This is a genomic window from Pseudaeromonas sharmana, assembly GCF_042649925.1.
In the GTDB taxonomy this organism is placed as follows: Bacteria; Pseudomonadota; Gammaproteobacteria; order Enterobacterales; family Aeromonadaceae; genus Pseudaeromonas; species Pseudaeromonas sharmana.
This window is the reverse complement of record NZ_JBHSAF010000015.1, coordinates 64,661-87,947: the sequence shown is the minus strand read 5'-3', so window position 1 is coordinate 87,947 and position 23,287 is coordinate 64,661. Positions and strand designations below refer to the sequence as shown.

Annotated in this window: 12 protein-coding genes; 6 read left to right on the top strand and 6 right to left on the bottom strand. The window is 58.1% G+C overall.

Going from position 1 to position 23,287, the window contains the following annotated elements:
• The first annotated feature begins 39 nt into the window (after positions 1-39).
• From ACFOSS_RS15065 to ACFOSS_RS15050, 4 genes are all read left to right on the top strand, one after another.
• Positions 40-4,539, top strand: coding sequence for an alpha-2-macroglobulin family protein (locus ACFOSS_RS15065; protein WP_377154096.1), 4,500 nt, complete (start codon positions 40-42; stop codon positions 4,537-4,539).
• 1 nt (position 4,540) lies between these two features.
• Entirely contained in the window at positions 4,541-6,190 is a 1,650-nt protein-coding gene (locus ACFOSS_RS15060) for a DUF2300 domain-containing protein (RefSeq protein WP_377154094.1), read from the top strand.
• Positions 6,187-6,972, top strand: a complete 786-nt coding sequence (locus ACFOSS_RS15055) for a YfaP family protein (protein ID WP_377154092.1) — start codon at positions 6,187-6,189, stop codon at positions 6,970-6,972. The genes ACFOSS_RS15060 and ACFOSS_RS15055 overlap by 4 nt, the downstream gene beginning before the upstream one ends.
• Positions 6,973-7,145: 173 nt before the next feature.
• Entirely contained in the window at positions 7,146-8,189 is a 1,044-nt protein-coding gene (locus ACFOSS_RS15050; RefSeq protein WP_377154090.1) for a GMP reductase, read from the top strand.
• 67 nt (positions 8,190-8,256) lie between these two features.
• On the opposite strand, the gene ACFOSS_RS15045 is transcribed toward ACFOSS_RS15050, so the two are convergent.
• Positions 8,257-8,445: a hypothetical protein gene (locus tag ACFOSS_RS15045; RefSeq protein WP_377154088.1), complete on the bottom strand. Its 189-nt coding sequence runs from the start codon at positions 8,443-8,445 to the stop codon at positions 8,257-8,259.
• Positions 8,446-8,468: 23 nt separating this feature from the next.
• Complete coding sequence (gene yjeH, locus ACFOSS_RS15040; protein WP_377154086.1) at positions 8,469-9,782, bottom strand: L-methionine/branched-chain amino acid transporter; 1,314 nt, start codon at positions 9,780-9,782, stop codon at positions 8,469-8,471.
• Between the two features lie 125 nt (positions 9,783-9,907).
• On the opposite strand from yjeH, the gene ACFOSS_RS15035 reads away from it, so the two are divergent.
• Positions 9,908-10,339, top strand: coding sequence for an Lrp/AsnC family transcriptional regulator (locus ACFOSS_RS15035; protein WP_377154084.1), 432 nt, complete (start codon positions 9,908-9,910; stop codon positions 10,337-10,339).
• Between the two features lie 76 nt (positions 10,340-10,415).
• Here the strand turns inward: ACFOSS_RS15035 and ACFOSS_RS15030 are convergent, their stop codons facing one another.
• The 4 genes from ACFOSS_RS15030 to mltA form a co-directional block, all read right to left on the bottom strand.
• Positions 10,416-15,023: a PKD domain-containing protein gene (locus ACFOSS_RS15030; RefSeq protein WP_377154081.1), complete on the bottom strand. Its 4,608-nt coding sequence runs from the start codon at positions 15,021-15,023 to the stop codon at positions 10,416-10,418.
• Positions 15,024-15,243: 220 nt separating this feature from the next.
• Complete coding sequence (locus ACFOSS_RS15025; protein WP_377154079.1) at positions 15,244-18,426, bottom strand: alpha-amylase family glycosyl hydrolase; 3,183 nt, start codon at positions 18,424-18,426, stop codon at positions 15,244-15,246.
• A 346-nt stretch (positions 18,427-18,772) separates the two neighbouring features.
• Positions 18,773-20,560 (bottom strand): putative bifunctional diguanylate cyclase/phosphodiesterase, encoded by a 1,788-nt coding sequence (locus tag ACFOSS_RS15020; RefSeq protein ID WP_377154077.1) that lies wholly within the window; start codon positions 20,558-20,560, stop codon positions 18,773-18,775.
• Between the two features lie 195 nt (positions 20,561-20,755).
• Positions 20,756-21,850: a murein transglycosylase A gene (gene mltA / locus ACFOSS_RS15015; RefSeq protein WP_377154075.1), complete on the bottom strand. Its 1,095-nt coding sequence runs from the start codon at positions 21,848-21,850 to the stop codon at positions 20,756-20,758.
• A gap of 196 nt (positions 21,851-22,046) precedes the next feature.
• On the opposite strand from mltA, the gene ACFOSS_RS15010 reads away from it, so the two are divergent.
• Positions 22,047-23,270 (top strand): glycoside hydrolase family 26 protein, encoded by a 1,224-nt coding sequence (locus tag ACFOSS_RS15010; protein ID WP_377154073.1) that lies wholly within the window; start codon positions 22,047-22,049, stop codon positions 23,268-23,270.
• Positions 23,271-23,287: the final 17 nt, after the last annotated feature.

The following is a 23,287-nucleotide window of genomic DNA, read 5'->3' as shown; positions in this document are numbered from 1 at the left end:
CGCGCAGATGAAACGCCAAGTCTGGATGAACAGCGCGCTTTGCTAGCAGAACAGCAGGCGACATTGCAACCCGTGCCATTGAGCAATTACGTACCGCAGACCGGCTCCACCTTCTACCTGCTCAGCGATAACAGCTATGGCAGTGATGAAGAGGCGCTCGTCCGCATCGAGGCCAATGCGCGAGATCAATACTATCTGGAACAGTACGGTGGCGCGGATGTACGCCTGTATCGCATTCCAGATCCGCTCAGTTTTCTGCAACAGCAAAAAAACCTGCACCGTATCTTGGTTAACGCCAACTACCGGGGCGAAGGCGCCGCCAACACGTTGAGCTACCTCTGGGACGCCTGGTACAAGAGTTCACGCCGCTCCTGGCAACGGGTGTTTTCTGCCCAGGCGCGACAGGCGATGACCGCCAAGGCGCCTGAGCTGGCGACCAGCCAATACATCACGGAACCAACGCGCTATGAAGCACCCAGTGTCTACGCGCCCCTGAAGTCACTACCGCTGGTCACGCAATTTCGTTACCCAATCTGGCAAGCCAAAGGACTCACGCCGCCCAAGGGGGTCAAGCTCGAAGGCAGCAGCAGCGACTTTATCGCCGCACGGCCTGGTAACGTCATGATTCCGCTGGGTAAACAACAGCCAGGTCTCTATCTGGTGGAAGCCATCATCGGCAGTCATCGGGCCACCACGCTGGTGTTTGTCTCCAATTCGGTCTTAATCAGCAAGATCGCCGGCCAACAACTGCTGGCCTGGAGCGTGGATCGCCAAAGCGGGCAACCCACAGCCGGAACTCAGGTGATATGGACTGATGGTACCGGCACCTTGCAAAGTCAAACTACAGATGTTCAAGGTCTGGCGCTGCTGCAGCATACCAGCCCGGAACACAGTTACCTGCTGGCGCTGGATAAACAGGGCGGCCTGACAATTGCCGAGAATTTCTATTACGACAGCGAGATCTACAACACCAAACTTTACACTGTGACGGACCGCCCTCTGTACCGGCCAGGCGACAAGGTACAGATGAAGTTTATCGCCCGTCACTTCAGCAATGCCCGACAATCGACACCGGTCGATGCCAAACACATCACCGTCAGCGTACTCGATCCGTCCGGTTTGCCGTTACTGCAAAGACAACTGGATTGGCAGGCCAGCCACGGCGCCGATTTGGACTTCTCCTTGCCGGATAACGCCCAGGCCGGTGGCTACGAAATACGGGTGGAACTGGACGGCAACAGCCACACCGCTGCATTCCGGGTTGCCGAATATGTCAAACCACACTTTGACATCGAACTGCAACTGGATAAACCCAATTTCAAAACCGGCGAAGCCGTCACCGGCAAAATCCGTCTGCACTACCCTGATGGCTCACCGGTTGCCAATGCCAGCATCAGTGCCAGCTTGAAAGGGCAACAGTTAGCCATGGTTGAAGGCGCACTGGCGTTTTCAGGACAATTCCCTCTCAAACTGCAACAGCAGGAATTACTCAGTGACAAGCAGGGAGAGGTCCGTTTTTCACTGCCGGCTGCGAACGAACCGAGTCGCTATATTCTGACGTTACTGGCCAGCGATGATGCCGCCTGGCGAGTCAAACGCACCCATGAGATCCTGATTGAGCGCGGCATGACCCCGTATCAAATCGATGCGCCACGCCAATTCAGTCAACCTGGAGACAGCATCAGTTTTCACTGGCGTCCGATCGCCGAGACGACGCCTCCCGCCAACGAGCAGCCCGTGAGCTATCAATGGTTGCGCCTGGAAGATAGAAAACTGCTCGAAGGCCAGCTGACCGCAGGAAGTGACTCGCTGGATCTCGCGCTGAGCGAAGGGGGGTCTTATCGGTTGTCGCTACGCGATCATGCCGGGAATCTGGTTGCGGCCACCAGCCATTGGGTGGCAGGCCCCGAGCTACAGAGTGCGCCCGGTGTCATCGAAATTCATCCCGACCAGCGGCGCTACGATGCCGGGCAGACGGCAACCGTGCTGGTCTCGTTTCCCGCCGCTACGGCAGAAGCCCTGCTGACCTTAGAGCGGGATGGTGTCGATAAGCACGCACTGCTCAGCCGGGGAGCCGACTGGATCAAGACCCGAAAGCTGACGGATACCCAGTGGCAGCTCGAACTGCCCGTGACGGCAGACTATGCCCCCAACATGACACTCTCGGTGCTGAATGTGAGCGCTGGCGACTACCAGTTCCGCAATGTCGGCCTGCTGGTCCGCCAGCCACAGGTTGCCATTCAAGTGCAAGCCGATAAACCGGGTTACCAACCCGGAGATAACGTCAAATTGACGCTCAATACCGCGGTGGAGGGGCAACCACGCGCCAGCCACCTGGTTGTCGGTGTGGTTGACGAGATGGTCTATCTGTTGCAACCCGAACTGGCGCCGGATATCCACCAGTTCTTTTACCACCCGCGACGCAACAATGTCAGAACGACCTCAAGCCTGAACTTCATCACCTATGACATGTCGCTGCCTCATCTGGGCAATGGCATGACCCCTAACAGCCAGCGCCATGAGCGCGGCGTCAAGGTGCTGGAGCGACCACGTCGCGACGATCAGGATACTGCATTGTGGCTGCCAGACGTCACCACGGATGCCAATGGCCGGGCCGAAGTCAGCTTTGTCATGCCGGATGCGCTGACCCGCTGGCGTGTGGTCGTCCGGGCATACACAGACGACGGGATCGTCGGTCAGCAGCAACAGACTCTGGTCTCTGACCTGCCGGTCTACTTGAAGTGGAGCGGCCCGACCCATTTCCGCCGCGGAGACAAGCCGACGCTGGAATGGTTGGTCTTCAACCGGACGCCGGAACAGATAGCCGCCAAGGTGCAGTGGCCAGAACTGCAGCAGGAGGAGCAGTTACAGCTGGCATCGGGTACCAGTTGGCTGCGGCAGAACGTGACGCTCGACGCCGACCGAACGCTGCGGTCACGCCTGGAGACGCCACAGCATCGGGATGCCCTTGAGGTTAAACTCACCACTGAGGCCGCAGGCTGGCCCAGCTGGCAACAGCTCACACTGGCGTCTGTCGTGCGCGATCAGACGGTTCCCTTGACGCTGCCGGCAGATGCTGAACAGATCACGGTCTATAGTGATGACTCGGTCCAGGCCTCATTGCGCAGCCTGATGGACTCACTCATCGAATATCCCTATGGCTGTGTGGAGCAGACCGCCAGCCGCCTGCTGCCGCTGGCCATTGCCTACCGACTGCAGACCAATCCACAAGACGCGGCGCGGTTGCGCCAGCTGCTGCTGACGCAGCGCCTGCGGCTGGTACATATGGCCAATCCAGATGGCAGCTTTGGCTGGTGGGGCGATCAGACGCAAGGATCTCTGCTGCTGAGCAGCTATGCCTACTACGTCGACTGGTTCACCATGCAAGCATTGGGCTTACCGTTGCCTGACGGGCAGGCCGAGGCTCTGCTGGCGCTCTATCAGCAGAATGCCCAGACTGCCCCGCTGTTGCACCGTCTGCTGGCGCTCAGCTGGATGGAACAGATGGGACTACCTGTCCAGAATCTGCTGCAGGGCAGCGATGAAGCATTAACGGTCCAGTGGCAAGCGTTGCCCGCCGCTGACGCCAGCCTTGATCCGCTGGCTAGCAGTCTGGTCATGTTACATCCGGAAAGCCGTCCTGGCGTATTCATGGCCGCCCTGTTAAGCCAGCGCCTGCATCGCGTACTGGGCAGCACATTGCCAGCCGCCCTGCAGCAAAATTTGCTGGCAGTACAGGAGGAGATGGCCGCATCCGCTTCTCCGCTGCTGCAGTGGTTGCAACCCGGGGCGAACAAGGCAGACGGCGCCCGAATCGCCTCGATTGCCAGGGCCATGCCGACCCTGGAGCGCGCCTTGTTACTGGATTGGATCCTGCACGACTCGCCAGCACAGACTACCCCGGAGTTCAGTCTTGACGGTGACTGGCAAGCCGAGCACACACTCAGCGGTGCCACCCTGTGGCACTGGACTGGCAAGCAACCGCCCACGTCACTGCAGCTGCAGAGCAGCACGTCGGAACCGCACCAGTTGTCGCTGTCGTTCCGCAGCCTGGCCCCTGCCGAAGCCACACTGCCGGTGACCCTGACCCGGACCCTGTATGAGCTGACTCCGCTGCCAGATAACGCCGGTTATCATGCCAAACCCGTGACCCAGACAGACACCCTGCATACCAATCGTCTGTATGTCGACGAAGTGCGTCTGCAATCGCCGCCCGAGATGCGTCACCAGTATGCGCTGCTGGAGGTCCCCTTGCCTCCGGGAGCCAGCGTAGAACCCTCCACCTGGGGCGTGACCATTTCCGGGTTGGACGGTAACGAGTATCCGGTTGACTTCGCACGCAACCAGTTCGAGGAGGGCAACTTGAGCTATCAGGTACCCTTCCCTGAGGTCGCAGGGGAACAAGTGCAACGCCAACTGCTGCGCTTTGCCAGCCGGGGCGAGTTTGTCATGCCTGCAGCCAGACTGTTCATGATGTACCAACCCAGCCAGCAGGCCGTGCAGAGCGACGCCTCCAACGCCCATTGGCGGATCGATTAACATGTGTCGGTACCGCCTGCTGGCCATGCTGTTGCTCTGCCCGCCGCTACAGGGTTATGCCGCTGACCGCCTGGTGCTGGCATCGGGCGATGGCGAGTATCAGGCATGGCAGTGGCCCGACAACCAAGCGGCCGAGGCGTCGCGATGGCAAACGCCTCTTGGCAGTGTGTGGAAGCTGTTCGTCTACGCCTATCTGGTCGAGACCCAACAGCGTGAGCCGCTGCTGCAGTGCACAGGAGAGCATCCGGAGCAGGAGCGCTACTGCTGCGAACCGCAAGAGCGCATTGATCGGGACACGGCGCTGAGTCGCTCCTGTGGTCTGTACTTTACTCCAGCACGGCTACGGCTGGATGCCGAGGCCTGGCGCCGCCATTGGCAGCAACGCTCGGCCCCCGACTGGCTTGGCACCTTGTCTGCTCTCGACGAGCGTCAGCTCGTCGGCGTCGACGAACTACTGCACCAGTTGGAACAGTTTCCACTGGCGGTCATACAGCAGGCTCAAGCCGCATTGGTCGGTACCAGTCTACAGGGCCGTGGTCGGGATGCCTTGCCAACACTGGGCACCTTGGCCATCGTCAAAACCTTCACCATGCCGACCCCGGATGGAACATTGGGCGGTGGCGCGGGCTGGAGTCAGGATGGACATGCCCTGTGGTTTGCCGGACGCGGCAACAGCCAGCAAGTGATGTCCCGTCTGGCACCGCGTCTAGCCCACACCCTGCTGGACACCCCAGTGCGTGACAACAGTTGTGTCCGGGTTCGTTTCTTTGCTCGTTACCCGCTGCTGAAGATCGTCAATGCTCACGGCTCGGCGCTTGCCCTGCACAAGCAGCCGCTGCAGGGTCACTACCGGTTGTACTTCAAGAATGGTCAGCAATTGGACTGGCAAACCGCCGAGCACAGATTCTGGCTTCAAGCAGGCGCAGATCAACCAGCGGAGATTTGGGGGCGGCTCAATGAAACGGAATATGTTGCCCGGGTCGTGGATCGAGAGGCGCAAGCCGAAGCCTCTCAAGCGGCCAAGGCATTAGCCATAGCCGCCCGCAGCTACTTGCACCAGCAGGCTCGCTTCGATGGTGAATGTTTGCAAATCGATGACAGTTCGGCGCGACAACGTGTCTCCGCCCAACCGGCAACGGCCGCGGCTCTGGCGGCGAGCAGAACAACCGCCGGTCTGATGCTGCGCAACACGCCGGTGCAGTATCATCTGCACCGCGCTGGCAGCAATCAGCTGAGCTGGCAACAGGCACTCGAGTGGCAGTCGCAGGGCCTGGATTTTGTACAGATACTGGCGCGCGCCTACCCGGATGCGCAACTGTCCTGGCAGGGTAGCGCCTCCGCTCAGGAGTGCCAGCCACTGAGCGAACCCAGTCGCTGGTTACGCCAACAGTTGCCGAAATGGCAAGCGGTGCTGCAAACCACAGAGGGCTTCGAGGCCATAGCACTGCCACAAATTTGCCTGCTCCAGCATGGGCGGCCCTATGCCGATCAGAAAGCGCAGCGCATCTATCTTAGACCAGCCACCTCACTTGAGAGCCGGATTACCCTGGTCCATGAGTACCTGCATCTGGCGTTGGCCCATCACCCGGCCGGGGCCGATGAAACCTATATTGAACAACTGGCTCGCGAGCTGGTAAGAGGGGAACTATGACGCATCATATCGCGTTGCCGAAGGCGCTGATGCTGATCAGCAGTCTGCTGGTGCTGAGCGTACAGGCAACGGAATCGATCTCTTTGCAGCACCCAAGTGGTGGCTGGCGCTCGGGGCTCGACACGGCGGATAACTATCTGCAAGAGATCAACTATCCGGCCAACTCTGTCACAGCCGCGCCAGACCAGGGTAAGGAGAGCCTGATCCGCGGCCAGATCCATGATCGCCCGAAGGAGGCGACAGGCCCCTACACCCTGATCGTCAATGGCATCCCGATGCCACAACGCATCGATGAAGATGGCAGCTTTGCCCGCCCCTACAGCTTTGCCAGCGGTAGCAATAGCGTGGAATTACGCTCGCCGGACGGCAAAGCACGCCAGCGGGTACAGTTCTACGATCAACGCCAGGGACAAGCCCGCCCCAAGTTACGCATCCTGCTGGCCTGGGATACCGACAACACCGACCTGGACCTGCATGTGGTCACGCCTGATGGTCAGCATGTGTTCTATGCCAATCGTGTGCTGGATAATGGTGGAGCCCTGGATGTCGATGTTACAACCGGTTATGGGCCGGAGATTTTTTCCTCCCCGGCACCTCAACCCGGAAACTACCTGGTATATGTGAACTATTATGGCAGCGGCGAGAATGAGCAGAGCGTGACGACGGCGCAGGTCAGCATCATTACCGATGAAGGCGATGCCGATGAACAACAGCAAACGGTTCGCGTACCACTGCGCCGAGCTGGCGAGCTGACACTGGTCAAACAGTTTGTGTTGCCATAGGCGTCATTTGTGACAAGATCTTCCGGTAGTTAACCGAAGATGATACGGCGAATAAAAATGAAATTGCAGACTTGTCTCGAAAGATATTCTGGCTAGAATGCTGAAAACCGGAGGCCTCAACAACCTCCGGTTTTTTTGTGTCCGCACTCTGCGGCAATCACAGGATCAAGACTATGCGTATTGAAGAAGACTTGAAACTTGGCTTCAAGGATGTGCTCTTTCGTCCCAAGCGCTCAACCCTGAACAGTCGCTCCCAAGTTAGATTGGAGCGGGAGTTTACGTTCCGCCATGCACAGTGTCAATGGAGTGGCATCCCTGTGATCGCCGCGAATATGGATACGGTCGGCACCTTTGCCATGGCCCGGGCATTGGCCGGTTTCGAGATGATGACCGCCGTACACAAGCACTACAGCGTCGAAGAGTGGCAACAGTTTGTTGCCAGTGCCGACGAGAGCGTATTACGCCACGTCATGGTATCGAGCGGCACCTCCTCGACGGACTATGAGAAGGTCAAAACCATCCTGGCGCTCTCCCCTCTTCTGCGTTTCATCTGTGTAGATGTTGCCAACGGCTATTCAGAACACTTCGTCGACTTCGTCAAGAAGATGCGCGACACCTTCCCCAGTCATGTCATCTGTGCCGGGAATGTCGTCACCGGCGAGATGGTTGAAGAGCTGATTCTCTCCGGTGCCGACATTATCAAGGTCGGGATTGGGCCTGGATCTGTCTGCACGACCCGGGTGAAAACTGGCGTTGGCTATCCGCAACTTTCGGCCATCATAGAGTGTGCCGATGCCGCCCATGGCCTCAAAGGGCACATTGTCGGTGATGGGGGCTGCACTTGCCCAGGCGATGTTGCCAAGGCATTCGGTGGTGGCGCAGACTTTGTCATGCTCGGAGGCATGCTGGCGGCGCATTGCGAAAGCGGTGGCCACATGGTCGAACGCGATGGGCGACAATTCATGCAGTTCTATGGTATGAGCTCATCATCCGCAATGGACAAACATGCTGGCGGGGTCGCCGAATACCGAGCCTCGGAAGGCAAGACCGTTGAGTTGCCATTCCGCGGCCCCGTCGACGCCACGGCACGTGACATTTTGGGGGGCGTGCGCTCAACCTGTACCTATGTCGGTGCCGCAACGTTGAAAGAGCTGACCAAACGCACGACCTTCATTCGCGTGCGTGAACAGGAAAACAACGTCTACGGCAAAGAGTGATCGACTAAAGACAAGAAAGGGGGCCGGCAGGCCCCCTGTGATTATGCACGTTCATCGGGATTTCAGATCAGGCAAACACATCCACGTTCATGCCCAGACTGCCTTCCGGAGTCGGACGTGAGACGGCTTGTACCGACTGGGTTGCGCTCTGCAAGAGTTGCAACGCAGCCTGCCCTTCGGCTTCCTGCTGTTTTTTGCCCAAAGAGGCGATCATGGCTTCCTGGCCATAACTGGATGATGACGCAGTCACGTTCATATCAGATTCCTCCTCAACCAGGATTATCGGCCAGACTGTGACAGACTTGAGTCAGAAGCTGCACTTTTTTGTCTTCGCTCGGCGAGGCAACCACGATCTGCGCAACGCCATAGCAAACCAACACCGCCATACAGCCCTCCCAACGTCAATGCATAGAGCAAACTCTGGCCTAGCGTACACAACACCAGCGCACAGAGCAGCGCCGACAGAAGCGCCAGCCAGCGCCAGACGCCCGACAGCAGACGCCATCCTGCCACCATGCAAAACAGGTAGATCAGCACAAAATTGCCATTGGCATAACGGATCAGCGTCGCCAGCGACAGTTGCCAGTGACTGCCTAGCGACACAGCCAGGGCACAGACCGCCAGCACACACAGCAGTGCGCGCACCGGCGCCCCGCGCCGACTGCGCACCGCCAGCCCAGACGGCAGCTTGCCCTCCTCGGCCATGCTCCATAACAGACGCGCAAACCCCTGCAGATAGATGTTGATGCTGGCAAAACAGGAGAGATAGCCCAGCAACGCAGCTAACCAGAGTGCCGGTTCACCGTATTGCTGAGCCAGTAACTGCGGAATCGCCATGCCGTTAAGCCGTTCATCTCCGTAGACGCCGGCCTTCAGCACCACAACCGAATGCAGATAGTAGATAGCGCCTGCCAGGACGACACCCAGCAACAGCGCCAATGGATAATCGCGATCCGGGCGATGAAACTCTTCACCCATATGCGCAAACGCTTCAAGGCCGACAAAACACCAGAACATCACCGCCAGGGCATCGCCAACTTTCAGCCAATTGCCGGCAACCGGCCTCGGTGCAACCAGATCATCCATTCGCAGCGATGAGCTGAATATAATCAACAAGGTGACGAGCATGATCAACAGCGCTATCGCCATCTGTACCCGTCCGGAGGCCCCGGCACCACGACAACCAATCACCAGTACACCGCCCAATGTCGCAATCTGAATCCACCACTGTCCGGTCGTCGTCAATGGCAGCACGGCATGCCAGAACCCGGCAGCCATATTCAGCGCCGCCGGGAGTCCGACAGGCAACACCGCCAGAAACAAGAAGGCGGCAAACCGTTCCGCTCCGCCGCCGAACGCGCGGCCAATCAGATGCGGCGCGCCGCCGGAGTGCGGGTAAATGCGCCCAAGACGGGCAAAGGTGAAGGCGATCGGCAATACCAGGAAAATCAACAGGCTCCATGCCCACAACGAGCCAAGCCCGGCCAATGTTGCGGCCGTGGCCGGCACGACGAAGATGCCGGTACCTAGTAGCGAGGTCATCAACAGGCCTGTGCCCTGCCACAACCCCAGTTCCTTATTCAGACGAGGCATTCCATTTGGTCCCAGAATATTTTTTGTTATGTTAGGCACGCGCCTGGCGCAAGTAACCCCCCAAAGTAACGGATTAACACGACAAAATGACGCCTTGGCCGTCGTTTTGCGCTATGGAACAGAGCGTGGACCACTTCGATCAAAAACTGCTGTCCCTGTTGCGGGACAACGCCAGACTCAGCATCTCTGATCTCGCCAGAAGTGTTTTTCTGTCCCGATCGGCAGTCAGCGAACGACTGCGCCGGCTGGAAGAGGATGGCATCATCACCGGTTACCATGCCCATATTCAGCCCCATGCGGCAGCAGAAGGGGTCAAAGCCTTTTTCGAGCTGAGCTTCCGGATGATCGGCTGTGAAGAGTATGCGGTGTTGTTACGGCAAATTCCCGAGGTGCGTCAGTGTTATAGCATCAGCGGGGACACCGACTTGCTGGTGGCAATCGAGGCGGGACACCTGGCCAGGGTCGAGGAGATCCGCAAGCAGATCGAGACCTTTCCGCATCTGACGATGATCAAGACCCATATCGTCCTGCGAGCACTGCTGTCCGACACACCGTAAGCCCGGCCGCTGCCGGCAGTGCCTGATGATCGTCCAGTCGAAAAAAAGCAGGCCCTCGAAAGGGCCTGCGGCGTGATTACTGAGCCGTCACACTGTATTTGAGTGTGCTGTCATTGAAGATGACCTTGTAGCTGCCCACCACGGAAGTCTTGATATCACTTCCTGTCTGTTCAGCCGTACCATCTGCGTTGGTATCCCCGTAGTTCTTGGTCCAATCACCATTGACGTCGAACTTGAAGCGTTGAGTCCCACTGCTGTCACCGGCACCGGTAAAGGTGACGACCACCTGCCAGGTATTGTTCCCCACCAGCGTCATGGCCGTGGTGCCCCAAGCGTTCGGCGTACCACGGAAGTAGAGCTGGTTGAAGTTCTTGGCATAGCTGTCAGTCACCACCACTGTGGCCGTGGCCGTGGTAGACAGACCTGAATTGTCAGTCACCGTGACCTTGACGGTATAGGTACCCGCCGTGCTGAAGGTTCTCGTCAGCGTGCTGCTGGTTTCACCGGTATCCCACAGGTAGCTCTGGATGGTCCCATCACTATCCGTTGCGGCAGCGGTAAATGTGACACTGCTACCCTTGAGGATAGTGCTGCTGCCCGGTGTCAGCGTCACTACAGGGGCGGCAGGGCACGTCACTGAATAAGCCAGCGTCGCGTCGTTCACCTTCACCACACAGGTAGCGACGGCCGTGTTGTAGATATCGCTACCGGTCTTGTCGAGGATGCCATCCTTGTTGGTATCACCGTAGTTGGTGGCCCAATCGCCGTTGAGGTCGAACTTGAAGCGCTGGGCACCACTGCTGTCAGCCGCACCGGTAAACGTCACCGTGGTCTGCCAGGTGTTATCCGCCACCAGCGTCATCGCCGTCTTGCCCCAGCTATTCGTGGTGCCACGGTAATAGAGCTGGCTGAAGTTATGCTGATACTCGGTGCTCTTCAACGTCAGGGTCACTGCCGCTGTCGCCGTCGCCCCTTCGTTGTCCGTTACCGTCACACTGATGGTCTGGGTCTGATTCACCGTCACAGCGATGCTGGCGGTCGTTTCCCCCGTGCTCCACTTGTAGCTGGCAATCGAGCCATCGCTATCCGTTGAGCCCGCAGCACTCAAGGTCACCACAGTCCCGGCAGCCACGGTCTGGCTGGCCGGGGTGATGCTGGCGACAGGAGCCTTATTCGCCGCCACGGTCAAGGTTACCGAGGTACTGGCGGTGGCGCCGTCATCATCTGTGACCGTCAGGGTCAGGGTTTGCGTCTGGTTGACGGTCACGGAGATGCTCGGTGTAGTCTCACCGGTGCTCCACTTGTAGCTGACGATCGAGCCATCACTGTCGCTAGAACCGATGCCACTCAGCGTGACGACGGTACCAGCCTTGACGGTCTGGCTGGCCGGCGAAATGCTGGCTACCGGAGCCTGATTGGCCGGCACGGTCAACGTCACTGCGGTAGACGACGTAGCGCCGTCATCATCGGTCACGGTCAGGGTGACGGTCTGCGTCTGATTGACAGTGACATTGATAGACGCCGATGTCTCACCCGTGCTCCACTTGTAACTGACGATGGAACCATCGCTGTCGGTCGAGCTGGCACCGCTGAGCGTAACTTGCGTGCCCGCCGTCACGGTCTGGCTACCCGGGGTGATGACCGCAACCGGTGCCTTGTTGACATCGATATCCGGCGCACCCTCGGTGATGACACCTGCGGTCAATGACCACTCACCCGCCGCGGCTTTGTAGTTGGAGCCCCCATTGTTATCCCAGGTCCCGCTGCAGTTGTTCGGAACGAACTCCAGCTGTTCACCAGCCCCCAGGTCGACGGTGTAATAGAACCAGTCCTTGGTCGGACCATTCATCACTGAACCCGGTGCTGTCGTCCAGGTACCGCTGTCGACACGGTAGTGCAGACACGCCTTGCTCCAGCTGGTGTTCTTGTAATAGATGGTGGTGCTGAGTTTCAGATCGGCCGGTTTACCTGATGTCACAGAGCCATCAGCCGCCAGGGTATAGACACCTTCGGCAAACAGCTTGCCTGCCGCACTCGGCTTGTAGGTGCTGTTACCTGCCTCCTGATAACGCAGATAGGTCCCCCCAACGTCACCGCTGTAGGTATCCTTGATGCGGAAATAACGGTTGCTGCCGGCTAACGGCATTACCTGCTGGTTGTCCCAGCTGCTGGCGCCTTCATCCTTGGTGTCGACATTCAGGCTGGCGATACCATCGGCACTCCCCTGCACATACAGGGTCACGCTCTTGGCCGGAGCCTTGTCGGTGAAGAACGCATGCTCGCCAGGAATCGAGCCGTTGAGATCCTCAACCTTCTTGCCGTCGACCATGCTGTAACGACCGGCCCCGACATACACCTGCTGAATCACACTCTTGGTGACGTTGCCTTTGCTGTCGGTGGCCTCGATATAGTAATCGAGCAGTTGGTCACGATAGTCGCTCAGATAGGTGTAGTAGAGATTGCCAATCTTCTTGGCCTGTACGACCTGGAAGGCCGCGGTGCTGCTCGGCTGCCAGCTGACACCGTTCATGTCCGGCGTCAGATCGCGCTCCTTCATGTCGTAGGAGACCCAATCGCCGACGTTCGCCGGATTGACGTTCGCATCGCCAGAATGGGCGGCAGGATCGTACAGTTGGTAGGTCTTGTCCTTCGGATCCGCTGATTTGGCGGTATGCACCCGGACCTTCAGCTGGATATCGGCAACCTCGCTGACGTCATAGGCATAGGTGTAGATGGCAAACTCGTTATCCATATACATCTTGGCCCAGCCTTCTGCCTTGGAGGCGTTGGCGCTGCCCGGATTGTACGGGTAACGTTGCGGCCACCACAGGGACGGACCCGTCTTGTCCTTGGCCAGGTTGGCCGTGACATAAGGCTCGGTAAAGTACAGCGACTGATTGAACGAGATGGTCGGCTTGACGCCATCATCGACGTTTTCGTCATAGTAACCGAAACCGGAGTCAATACTGGCGATCAGGAAGTACCACCCCAATTCGGCCGGGTTGGCACCGCCGGCGTAATCATTGCTGGCATCCCCCTTCTTCGGATAGGAGAGCATCCATGGGTTCAGCTGGTTACCGGCATAGGTGACCTGCTTATCCAGCGCCGAGGTAGGTGACCAGTAGTTTGGATGGGTATCCAGCCAGATTTGCTCTGCCGTTTTAGCGTAGTTTTCGGCCGCTTGCAGCAACGCGAAGTTACGCTCCAGATAGTGGTAACCGTATTCCAGCGAAGGCAGGTGCTGACGCAGATCGCCATTCGCCGCATACTGAGAGGTATAGCTGGTGCCGTGTGCCGTGTTGAATGCGGACAACTGACCGTTCCAGACCCCCATCGGCAAGTGCCAGTGGTACCAGGTCGGGTCGGCAGAGGAGTCACGGGTATCAATCCAGGAGCCATCCTGTACGTGCACAATGTCGTCCGCCGGAATCGGATGGGCTTTCAGGTACTCATCCACCCCTTTGCCGGTGACACCGGAATCGGAGTAGGTCACATAGCCTGAGTTCTTCCAGGTGCCACCATCGCCGGCACGGCCTGAGCTGTTGTCACCGTCGTGAGCAATGACAAAGTACTGGGTGCGACCCAGTGCTGCTGCCGCCGATTCAAACGGCTTGAGCGGCGCCGCGGTCACAGAGCCCTGATAACCCTCTTCCCAGGAGCTGGCCTGCTCCACAGGAATACCGGCCACCTTGGACACCACGCCGGTTTCCGGGTCAACGTATTGCACCCAGTGCGGGATCGAGGCAAACGGGAACTTGTTACGGGTGACCTGCTTTTCGTTGAACATGTTCAGCGAAACCCAGGAGCCGACGTTGCTTTCGTTTTGCAGATCGGCGCGGTTCGGTGGAGAGATGACCGTATCCACCCCGGGATCATTCAAATAGGGATAATCCTTCAGCGTGCGCGAGTAGTGGACGTTACCCAATACCGACCAGGTGATACCCAGCTTGTTCAGTACCGGAATCAGCCGTTCGGAGAAACCCAGTTCGGTTGGGAAGAACCCCTTGGAGGAGGTGAATGAGTCACCGAGGAAATAGGGTTGCGCCAGCGTCACATTGTGATAGATCAGATCCTTGAGGAAATAGTCATTGCCCACCAGCGGCCCCATGCTGTGGTGACCAGTGAAGTGGATGGTGTCCAGCGCCTTGAAGCCATTGGTGGTCTTGTACGCTTGCTGTGTCGAACGCCAGTAGCCGCCCCAGCCCAGACCATAGCCATCTTGATTGCCGAGTTCGGCAAAGCTCTGCACGTTATTGATCACCGCGGCCGACATGGTGACATGGGTCTGGCTCAACGGATGGCTGCCGGCATTGCTGGCTGCCGTCTCCATCGGCCAGCTCAGATAGGCCCCTTTCTTGGCATGGTGCGCATAGTATGACTCCAAGTCATCATGCGGCATCGGCGTTGTCGTGTTGGGGATATAAAAACTGTATCCGGATGGTGGGCTGGCCTTCAGCTGTTTGACCTGACCATCGTACATGTAGCGGATCGCCGAGCCGACAGGCAGGGCGTCATACTTGCTGACATCGTAATATGGCCAGAAATTGGGCATGTGGTTGTGATAGACGTGCGTGGCCGCAATCTGCGCTTGCGCAGCGGACGACAAGCCGATCATCACCCCTAGCGCCAGCACCGAGACGCTGTGTCTCAGCCTCCGTGGCGCAATTTCCTTCATGTTCTGCATGTTGTGTCACTTTCCTTGTTATGTGCGGGCGTATAGCCAAACCAACCGACCGACAGCATCACTGGTCGTTCACGCCTTGCGGCATGACTCCTCCGGGCTACGACAAGACCTCCGGCGCAGGAAACCGATACCCGCTTGATGAAAGGGCAGGAGACATCGCCTCCTGCCCACCTGCATGGCCTTCACCATGCATCGACTCACTCCTGGCGGGAGTGGGTCATTATTTCAGCCAGGTACCGTCGGCACCGATCTTGCCTGGGCCGGACAGCACATACACACCGATGGAGTACGGATTGACCGTGAAGGTCAGGTTGCCATTGCCAACCGTCACTTCACGACCAGTGACAGCGTCACGATAGGTTCCGTTCTTCACCCCGGAGACGGTCATCGTTTCGCTATTGCCGGTCGCCAGGCCAACAACGGCATAGCTAGTCCCCGCATCACGAATGAAGCTCATACCACTGCCCCACTCGTTAACACTGCTCATGCTCCCTTTTTGCAGCGCAGGCACCGCCTTACGAATTTGATTCAGGCGCTTGATATGCTGGTACAAGGGGTGCGCTTGCAACGCCGCCGGATTGGCCAGCTTGTCACCAAAGTAGGCGCGACCGGTTTGATCCAGCGTGTCGCTGTTGCCTGCGATGTCTTGCGGCAACCCGCCCTGGAACATCACTTCCTCGCCGTAATAGAGCGACGGGATGCCACGCAGGGTCCAAAGCACGTTATAAGCCAAGGCTGCATAGGCTTGCTGACCACCGAAGCGGTACTTGAAGTCGTTGTCCGGACCTACGTCGTGATTCTGGAAGAAGGTGACCAGCTGCGTCGGGTCGGCATAGGTCCAGTCATAATCCAGAACGCCCTTGATCCCGCCCAGGCTGCCCTTGGTGACGTTGTCACGGAAGGTGGAGAACAGCGGGAAGTCAAACACGGACAACTTGGAGTCACCGCTCGGTTGCGACTTGCTGCTGCCGGTACGGGTGTACCACCACGGACGAATATCCGCAGGCGCATTGTCATTGGTGATCTCGGAGCCGAATCCCGCCCCCTTGACCAGCACTTCACCGAAGATGAACAGGCCTGGCTTGTATGCCTGCCAGTCATGGGTATAGGTCAGCAACTCATTACGCTCGACATGCTTGGCGGTATCGAGACGAATGGCATCAACCCCCATATCGAGATACTTGTGAATGGCGCCGTTGATGTAGTCCTTGACGTTTTGCCGCTCGGTTGCCAGGTCAACGCAATCCCCGGCCATATGCTTGCGTTGCAACGACGTCGGATTTTCCCAGTCACCGCCGGACATGAAACCGTCGAGGTGATACCAGTTCGGATCCAGTCCTGCCGCATCGATGCCAAAGAAACGGTTAGCATCAAAGCCCGCCTTCGGCAGCGTGGTACCGGTCTTCGGATCGACAAACGGGACCTTGCCTTCCGGGTCGCTGTTATGCAGCGCCTGGAACCAGGACGGAGCCACGGCATTGTCGTTGTCGTCACGATTCACTGACTTGTAGTCACCCAGGTTGCCTTGATACGGGCCATTGTTGATCAGCCCCTGGCTGGAACCGGCTGGCACGTAATACTTGATCGGCAGGTGGTCAATCCAGACTTCATCACGAATGCCATATTGGCTGGAGTGGTTGATGACCACATCCTGAATCACCTTCAGTCCCTTGGCGTGCGCCGCAGTAATGAAGTCCTGGTACGTGGCATCCGCCGACTCCAGGCGAGGATCCACCTTGTACCAGTCATAGGCGTGATAACCGTGGTAGTCCAGACCGGAACGGTTTTCTACCGGAGGGGTTACCCAGATCGCCGTAAAGCCCAGATCCTTGATGTAATCCAGTTGCGCGATCAGCCCTTTGAAATCACCACGCCAGTGCGGATCGCCAGCCTTGTAGCGGTCGCGGTTGTAGTAGTTGTTGCTCGGATCGCCATCAAAGAAGCGCGCCGTCAGCACGAAGTAGATGGACTCACCGCGGAAATCGCCACTGACCACATTTTGACCGATGACATAGCTGAAAGTGTTCTTGGCTTGATTACCGGCCGCATCCACCGCCAGGGTCTTGATTACCAGATCGGCCGCAGAGCCGGTGACCTTGTCTTCGGCAGTGAACGTCTGGTTGCTATACAGGCTGGACGCCGTGGTTGGTTCACTACCATCCGTCGTGTAATACACTTTGGGCGCCGTATCCACATTGTCAGAGACTGTCAGTTTGACAAACTGGGTCCCGGTATAGCTGCCTGCCGACGGGTCGGCATTGACGACCGGCGCCTGGGTATCCACAACCCCCTGCGCCGTGGCCGTGATGGCCTTGCTGCTGGCATTGAAGCAGATCTTGTAGCTGGTATCGGCTTTGACGGTGTAGTCCTGCGCCGGATAAGCCTCGGTCCAGTCACCCTTGTGGTCGATCTTGAAACGCGGATTGGTACTGCTGGCGCCGAACTGCTGGGTGGTGCACCAGAGGCCATCGCTACCCAGGGTCATCGCCGTGGTTGACCAACCGTTCGGGGTGCCGCGGAAGTACCAGTTATCGACCGGAGCGGTCGTCAGCGTGAAGGCAAAACTCTGCACCTGCTGATTCTTGCTGGCATCCACGCTCAGTGTCTTGATGGTGAAGGTGCCTGAACTCGGTGACAGTATGGTCTCGCCGGCATACAGGGCCGAGGAGGTCGTGGGCGTGCTGCCATCCAGCGTGTAATACAGTTTGGGAGCCGTATCCTGGTTATCGGAGACCGTCAGCTTGATGGACTGGGCACCGGTATAGGTGCCGGCCACCGGCGTTGTTGCCGCAACCGGCGCTTGAGTATCCGCGGTTTGAGCTGCCGTCGCCGTGACCACCTTGCTGGTCGGATTGATACAGATCTTGTAACTGGTATTCGCCGTGACGGTGTAATCGGCACTGGGATAGGACTCCTTCCAGTCACCGTAGCGATCGATCTTGAAACGGGGTGAGGTGCTGGCCGCACCAAAGGTCTGGTCCGTGCAGTACTGGCCATCACTTTGCAGTGCCATCGCAGTACTGGTCCAGCTGTTGGGGGTTCCACGGAAGAACCACTCGGCAGTGGTGGTACCAGCTGAACTGCAACTGCTGACCGTCGTCGCGGTCACCGTTTTGCTGCTGCTGTCGAAGACAATCTTGTAGCTGGTGTTGGACGAAACCGTGTAATCCGCAGACGGGTAGGATTCCTTCCAGTCACCGTAGCGATCGATCTTGAAGCGGGGACCGCCGGTGGCATCACCACCGGTAAAACTTTGGCAGGTTTCATACTGGGTGGATGAAACTGCGGTCATGGCCGTCGCCGCCCAACTATTGGGCGTACCACGGAAATAATAATCCGCCATCGCCGGCATACTTGCACCGACCAATAGGCAGAGGCCTGTTGGCATCAACCATTTGTTCATAGTCATTCCTTGTGTTGTTAACCCTTCTGAGTCCTCTGGCGGCCCGTGTCTTAAGACATCTTTATTGTCAATCCGCTCAGTGCGTAAAGATGCTAAGGGTTAACGCCTTAATTGCGTTAGCTATCAACAAAGAGTGTGATCTCACGCTTAGGAACCGTTTACATTTTGCGAGCGGTAGCGCTTTCAAGAAAAAGGGGCCGCATAGGCACCAACATCATGGGCGATTTGTGCGCGATTCGAGCGGCGAGAGGCAGATTCGGTATTTGTCGAAACGGAGGATAAAGATCGGTCGGCGGGCGCGGACGCCCGCGCCGAGGTGAAAAGTTAAGGTCTTGGGTGTCACGCGTCAGGCCACGCCTCGCGTCGCCCCCAGATAGTGACTGAACAGTTCGGCCGGTAAGGGGCGGGAGAAGAGATAGCCCTGCAACTCGTCGACGCCCAACGCCTCGACACAGGCGAGCTCTTGCTGATTCTCCACCCCTTCGGCGACCACACTGACCGACAAGGAGCGCGCCAGTTGCACGATGGCTCGCACTATCTGCTGCTTATCCGGCTGGGCATCAATGTCCGACACAAAGCTGCGGTCAATCTTCAGCGTGTCCAGCGGGAAGCGGCTCAAGTAACCGAGGTTGGAGTAGCCGGTGCCGAAATCATCAATGCTGATACGCACCCCGAGCTGCCGTAGCTGTTCGAAATAACGGCGCACTGGAATGGCCCCTTCCATCACGACGCCTTCGGTCAGCTCCAGCTCAAGTCGAGAACCGGGATAGCCCAGCCGGGTCATGCGGCTGATCAGGCGCGGCACAAAGTCATGCTGATGCACCTGCAAGGCGGAAATATTTACCGCCATCGGCAATAACGGTAATCCCTGCCGCTGCCAGGCCAGGTTTTGCTGCATCGCCTCTTCCAGCACCCATTCGCCAATCTCCAGAATCAACCGCGACTGTTCTGCGACCGGAATGAACTGGGCAGGAGAGACGGTCCCCAGCACCGGATTGTGCCAGCGTAGCAGCACCTCCATTCCGACCACTTCATGACGACATACCGACAGTTTCGGCTGATAATGCAGCGAGAGCTCCTGTCGTCGCAGCGCATCACGCAATTGCTGTTCCATGCTGATGCGGCGCAGGTTCTCCTCCCCCATCTGCGGATTGTACTCCGTGATGCGGTGCTTGCCCTGGGCTTTGGCGTGGTACATGGCCATGTCGGCATTACGGACCAAGGTCTCGTAATCATCACCATCGTCAGGAAAACAACTCATGCCGATGCTGCTGCTAATCGCGTACTCCACACCGTCCAGCTCAAATGGCACCTCGAACAGGGCGCGTAACTGTTGTCCGGCCCGTACGGCCGCCAGGCGACTGGATTGATTACCGAGCACCACCACAAACTCATCACCCCCAAACCGGCCGATCGCGTCATAGGGGCCCAGCACCCCCTGCAGTCGTTCTGCTATCTGGCGCAGCAATCCATCCCCGGTAGAGTGTCCGCGGCTATCGTTGAGATCCTTGAAGTTATCCAGATCGAAAAAGAACAGTGCAACGCAGCATGCTTCGCTACGGGCGCGCAACAATATCTGTTCTATGCGTCCAGCCAGCGCCGGACGATTCGGCAACCGGGTCAGATAGTCCTGATGGGCCATTTCGCGCAACAGCAACTCAGCCTGCTTGCGTGCGGTAATGTCCCGGGCAATACCTGCCGTCCCCACCAATCGATCGCGCTCGTCAAACACCGGCATCTTGATCGTCTCGGCCCAGACCTTGTTGCCCTGCTCACCACAGATCAGCTCTTCACGCTGCAACGACTCGCCACTGCGCAATACCTGTCTGTCATCCTGAACATAGGCCTCGGCCTGAACCGCATCGGTCAAGTCATAATCGGTCAACCCAATCAAGCTTTTGGGTGCACGCCCGAAGATCTTGTTGAACCGGGCATTGACGAACAGAAAACGCGACTGCTCATCCTTGACCCATAACAGATCCGGCAGGCTGTCCATCAGTGTCTGCATGTAGCGGCTGGTCTGTTCAACATGACGGACTCGCCGCCACAACCATGCCAACAGAACGAGCAACATGATGATGATGCCCGAAGCCAAGAGGCCCCACAGCTGCAGACTCGCCCATCCCTGATACATCATCACTCACCTGTTGCCCGAGATTGCCACGCCCCGCCGCGTCCTGCTGCCGGGCCACTTCACTGCATAACGCAGAGGCCAGATTGTGCGGCAACTCCGTTGTCGACCACTACAACCTGGCTCACGACTTCAGGCACACAATACCGTCTATCCACCACTTTTTTGATGGCCCTCACCAAAGTGGGCAACGGCCATTTAACTCGTGAAGGGACTAGGGACCCATTCAGGATTCGGCACCGGCCAGCCCTTCGGCCACAACACATGCAGATCCAGTGGTGATTGCAAGCGTCCGGCCAGTTCGTCGGCCAAATCACCGTGACCGAGGAATAGGTCGGCCCGGATCCGCCCCTTGATCGCTCCGCCCTTGTCTTGCGCAATGACAATGCGCGAGAAGGGCGATTGATCCGGCCACTGGCTGCGAATAAACAGCGGGGTGCCCATCGGGATATGCTGTGGATCCACCGCCACGCTGCGGAACGGCATCAGCCCATCCTTCAGGGCCATGGCGCCGGGCGGGCCGACGGGTTGATCGGCTCGGGTGTCAATCTGATAAAAAACGTAGGATTCGTTCTGCTGTAACAGCCAGTCGATGCGCTGCGGATTGCGTTGTACCCAGTGCTTGATCGCCTGCATGCTCATCTGCTCACGCGATACTTCGCCGGCATCAATCAATACCCGGCCGATAGAGGTATAGGCCCGGTTATTCTTGCTGGCATAGGTCAGTTTGACGACCTGGCCATCCGGCATCACCACTCGCCCCGAGCCCTGAACACCGAGCACAAAGGCATCAAACTTGTCGCAATACAGCAACTCGGCTCGACGCAATGCCGGCGTCGGAGTGGTTTCAATCTGGCGGCGCGTCAGGTACGGCACCCCTTTGCGCAGATCCGCCGGCACACCGTGGACCGGATAGGAATAGGTGGGAGTCCGTTGCCAGTTGCACTTGAGCTGGGCCTCCATATAGCCGGTCAGCAACCCGCTGCCGCTGTCAAAGGTGTAACTGTCAAAGTTGTGCTGGAAGAATTGCCGCGCGGCTTGTGGCGTCATCTGGGTTAATCGGGCCTGCCGACACAGACTCTGCCACTGCACCGACAAGCGGGGACAGGAGTAGGTAAACGCCTGCAGCGCCTCCTGGGGCCGTTTGTCCTGGCCGCGTAATTCTACCGGCACCGGAATCGCCAGTGCGACAGGTACGGTGCGCACGCGAGCCTGGGGCGTCGGTTGGGGGGAATGGGGAGTGGAAGAACAGGCGGTCAGCAACAGCAGACCAAGAACACGCTTTTTTAACATCGGGAACGTCCGGAATAACACCAAAGCCAAATTACCCGCCCAGCATAATCGATCCCGTCAATGGCATGAAGTAGCAGGCGCTCAGTGAGCAACAGCACACTTTGAATCTGATTCTTTATTCAGTTTTGTAAAAGCGCGTAAAGTGCCAAATGAAACACGGCGCGGTTAAATACAACTCAAATACTAAGGAAAGAAGATGAGACACCCTTCCGGATTGACCCCTTATCGGCTTGGTCTGCTGATCGTCAGCCTCGGCCTGGCCGCCTGTGGCGGTGGCAGCGATGACAACCCCACCAGTGAATACCCGGCGGCAACGATGCAACCCAGCGATGCCGATGCCAGCGACGCCACCGGCCAGGTCATGCGCTATCTGGCTCGCCTGAGCAATGACGAGATCAGCGGAGTACTGGCTGGCCAAAACACCGGGCATGGCGACCAGATCCTCAATACCACAGGGACAGTGGGTTATACCCCCCTGCTCGAGGCGCTGCAGACCGAGACAGGCGAGATCCCCGCGCTAGTAGGCCTCGATTACGAATATGATCGCATCTTCACTCCGCAGCAACTTTCCGCCGCCAATCAGAAGCTGATTGCCCACTGGCAAGGCGGTGGACTGGTCACGATCAACTGGAGCCCGAACAATCCCTGGTGGAACGACGAAAGCGATCTGGTCAACAACATCGGTGGCGGCGATCTGACCCGCACCTACGGTGGAGACATGACGGTCGTCAATCTCAACGATCTGACAGACAGCAGAAAGCCGATTCACAGCGTCTGGTTGCGCAAGCTGGATCGAGTCGCCGCCGCCCTGCAGGAGCTGCAGAATGCGGGCGTCGTGGTGCTGTGGCGCCCGATGCAGGAGATGAACGGCAGCTGGTTCTGGTGGGGGATCTCGACACAATCCAGCAGCAGTCAGTGTCAGGCCTACAAGAAACTGTGGGCAGACATGTACACCTACTTCACCGAAGAGAAAGGGCTGCATAATCTGTTGTGGGTCTATTCCCCCAACCGCGGCCCGTTGACCACCGATGAAAGCTATGGCATCGCCGATGTCAGTTGGTGCTACCCCGGCGCCAACCATGTCGATGTGGTCGCCGGCACCCGCTACGACGACAGTCTGTCGATTGACGATTACAACCGCTACCGCAAATTCGGCAAGCCGCTGGGAATGGCCGAATATGGTCCCACCCTGGGCGGCGCGGCATCGACTGCCGGCAGTTACGACACGCGTCACTATGCCTCCGTACTGAATCAGTATCCGGCTATCGGCTACTGGGTCAGCTGGCATGACTGGATGAACAGTGACGGCAGTCGGGAACATCAGGCGTTAGTTGGCAACCAGCACGTCAGCGAACTGTTCCAGTCAAGCAGCATCATCACGCAGAGCCGTGTGAACCTTAATGCCGGTATGAAGGAGTAATCCTCAACCGGATGCCA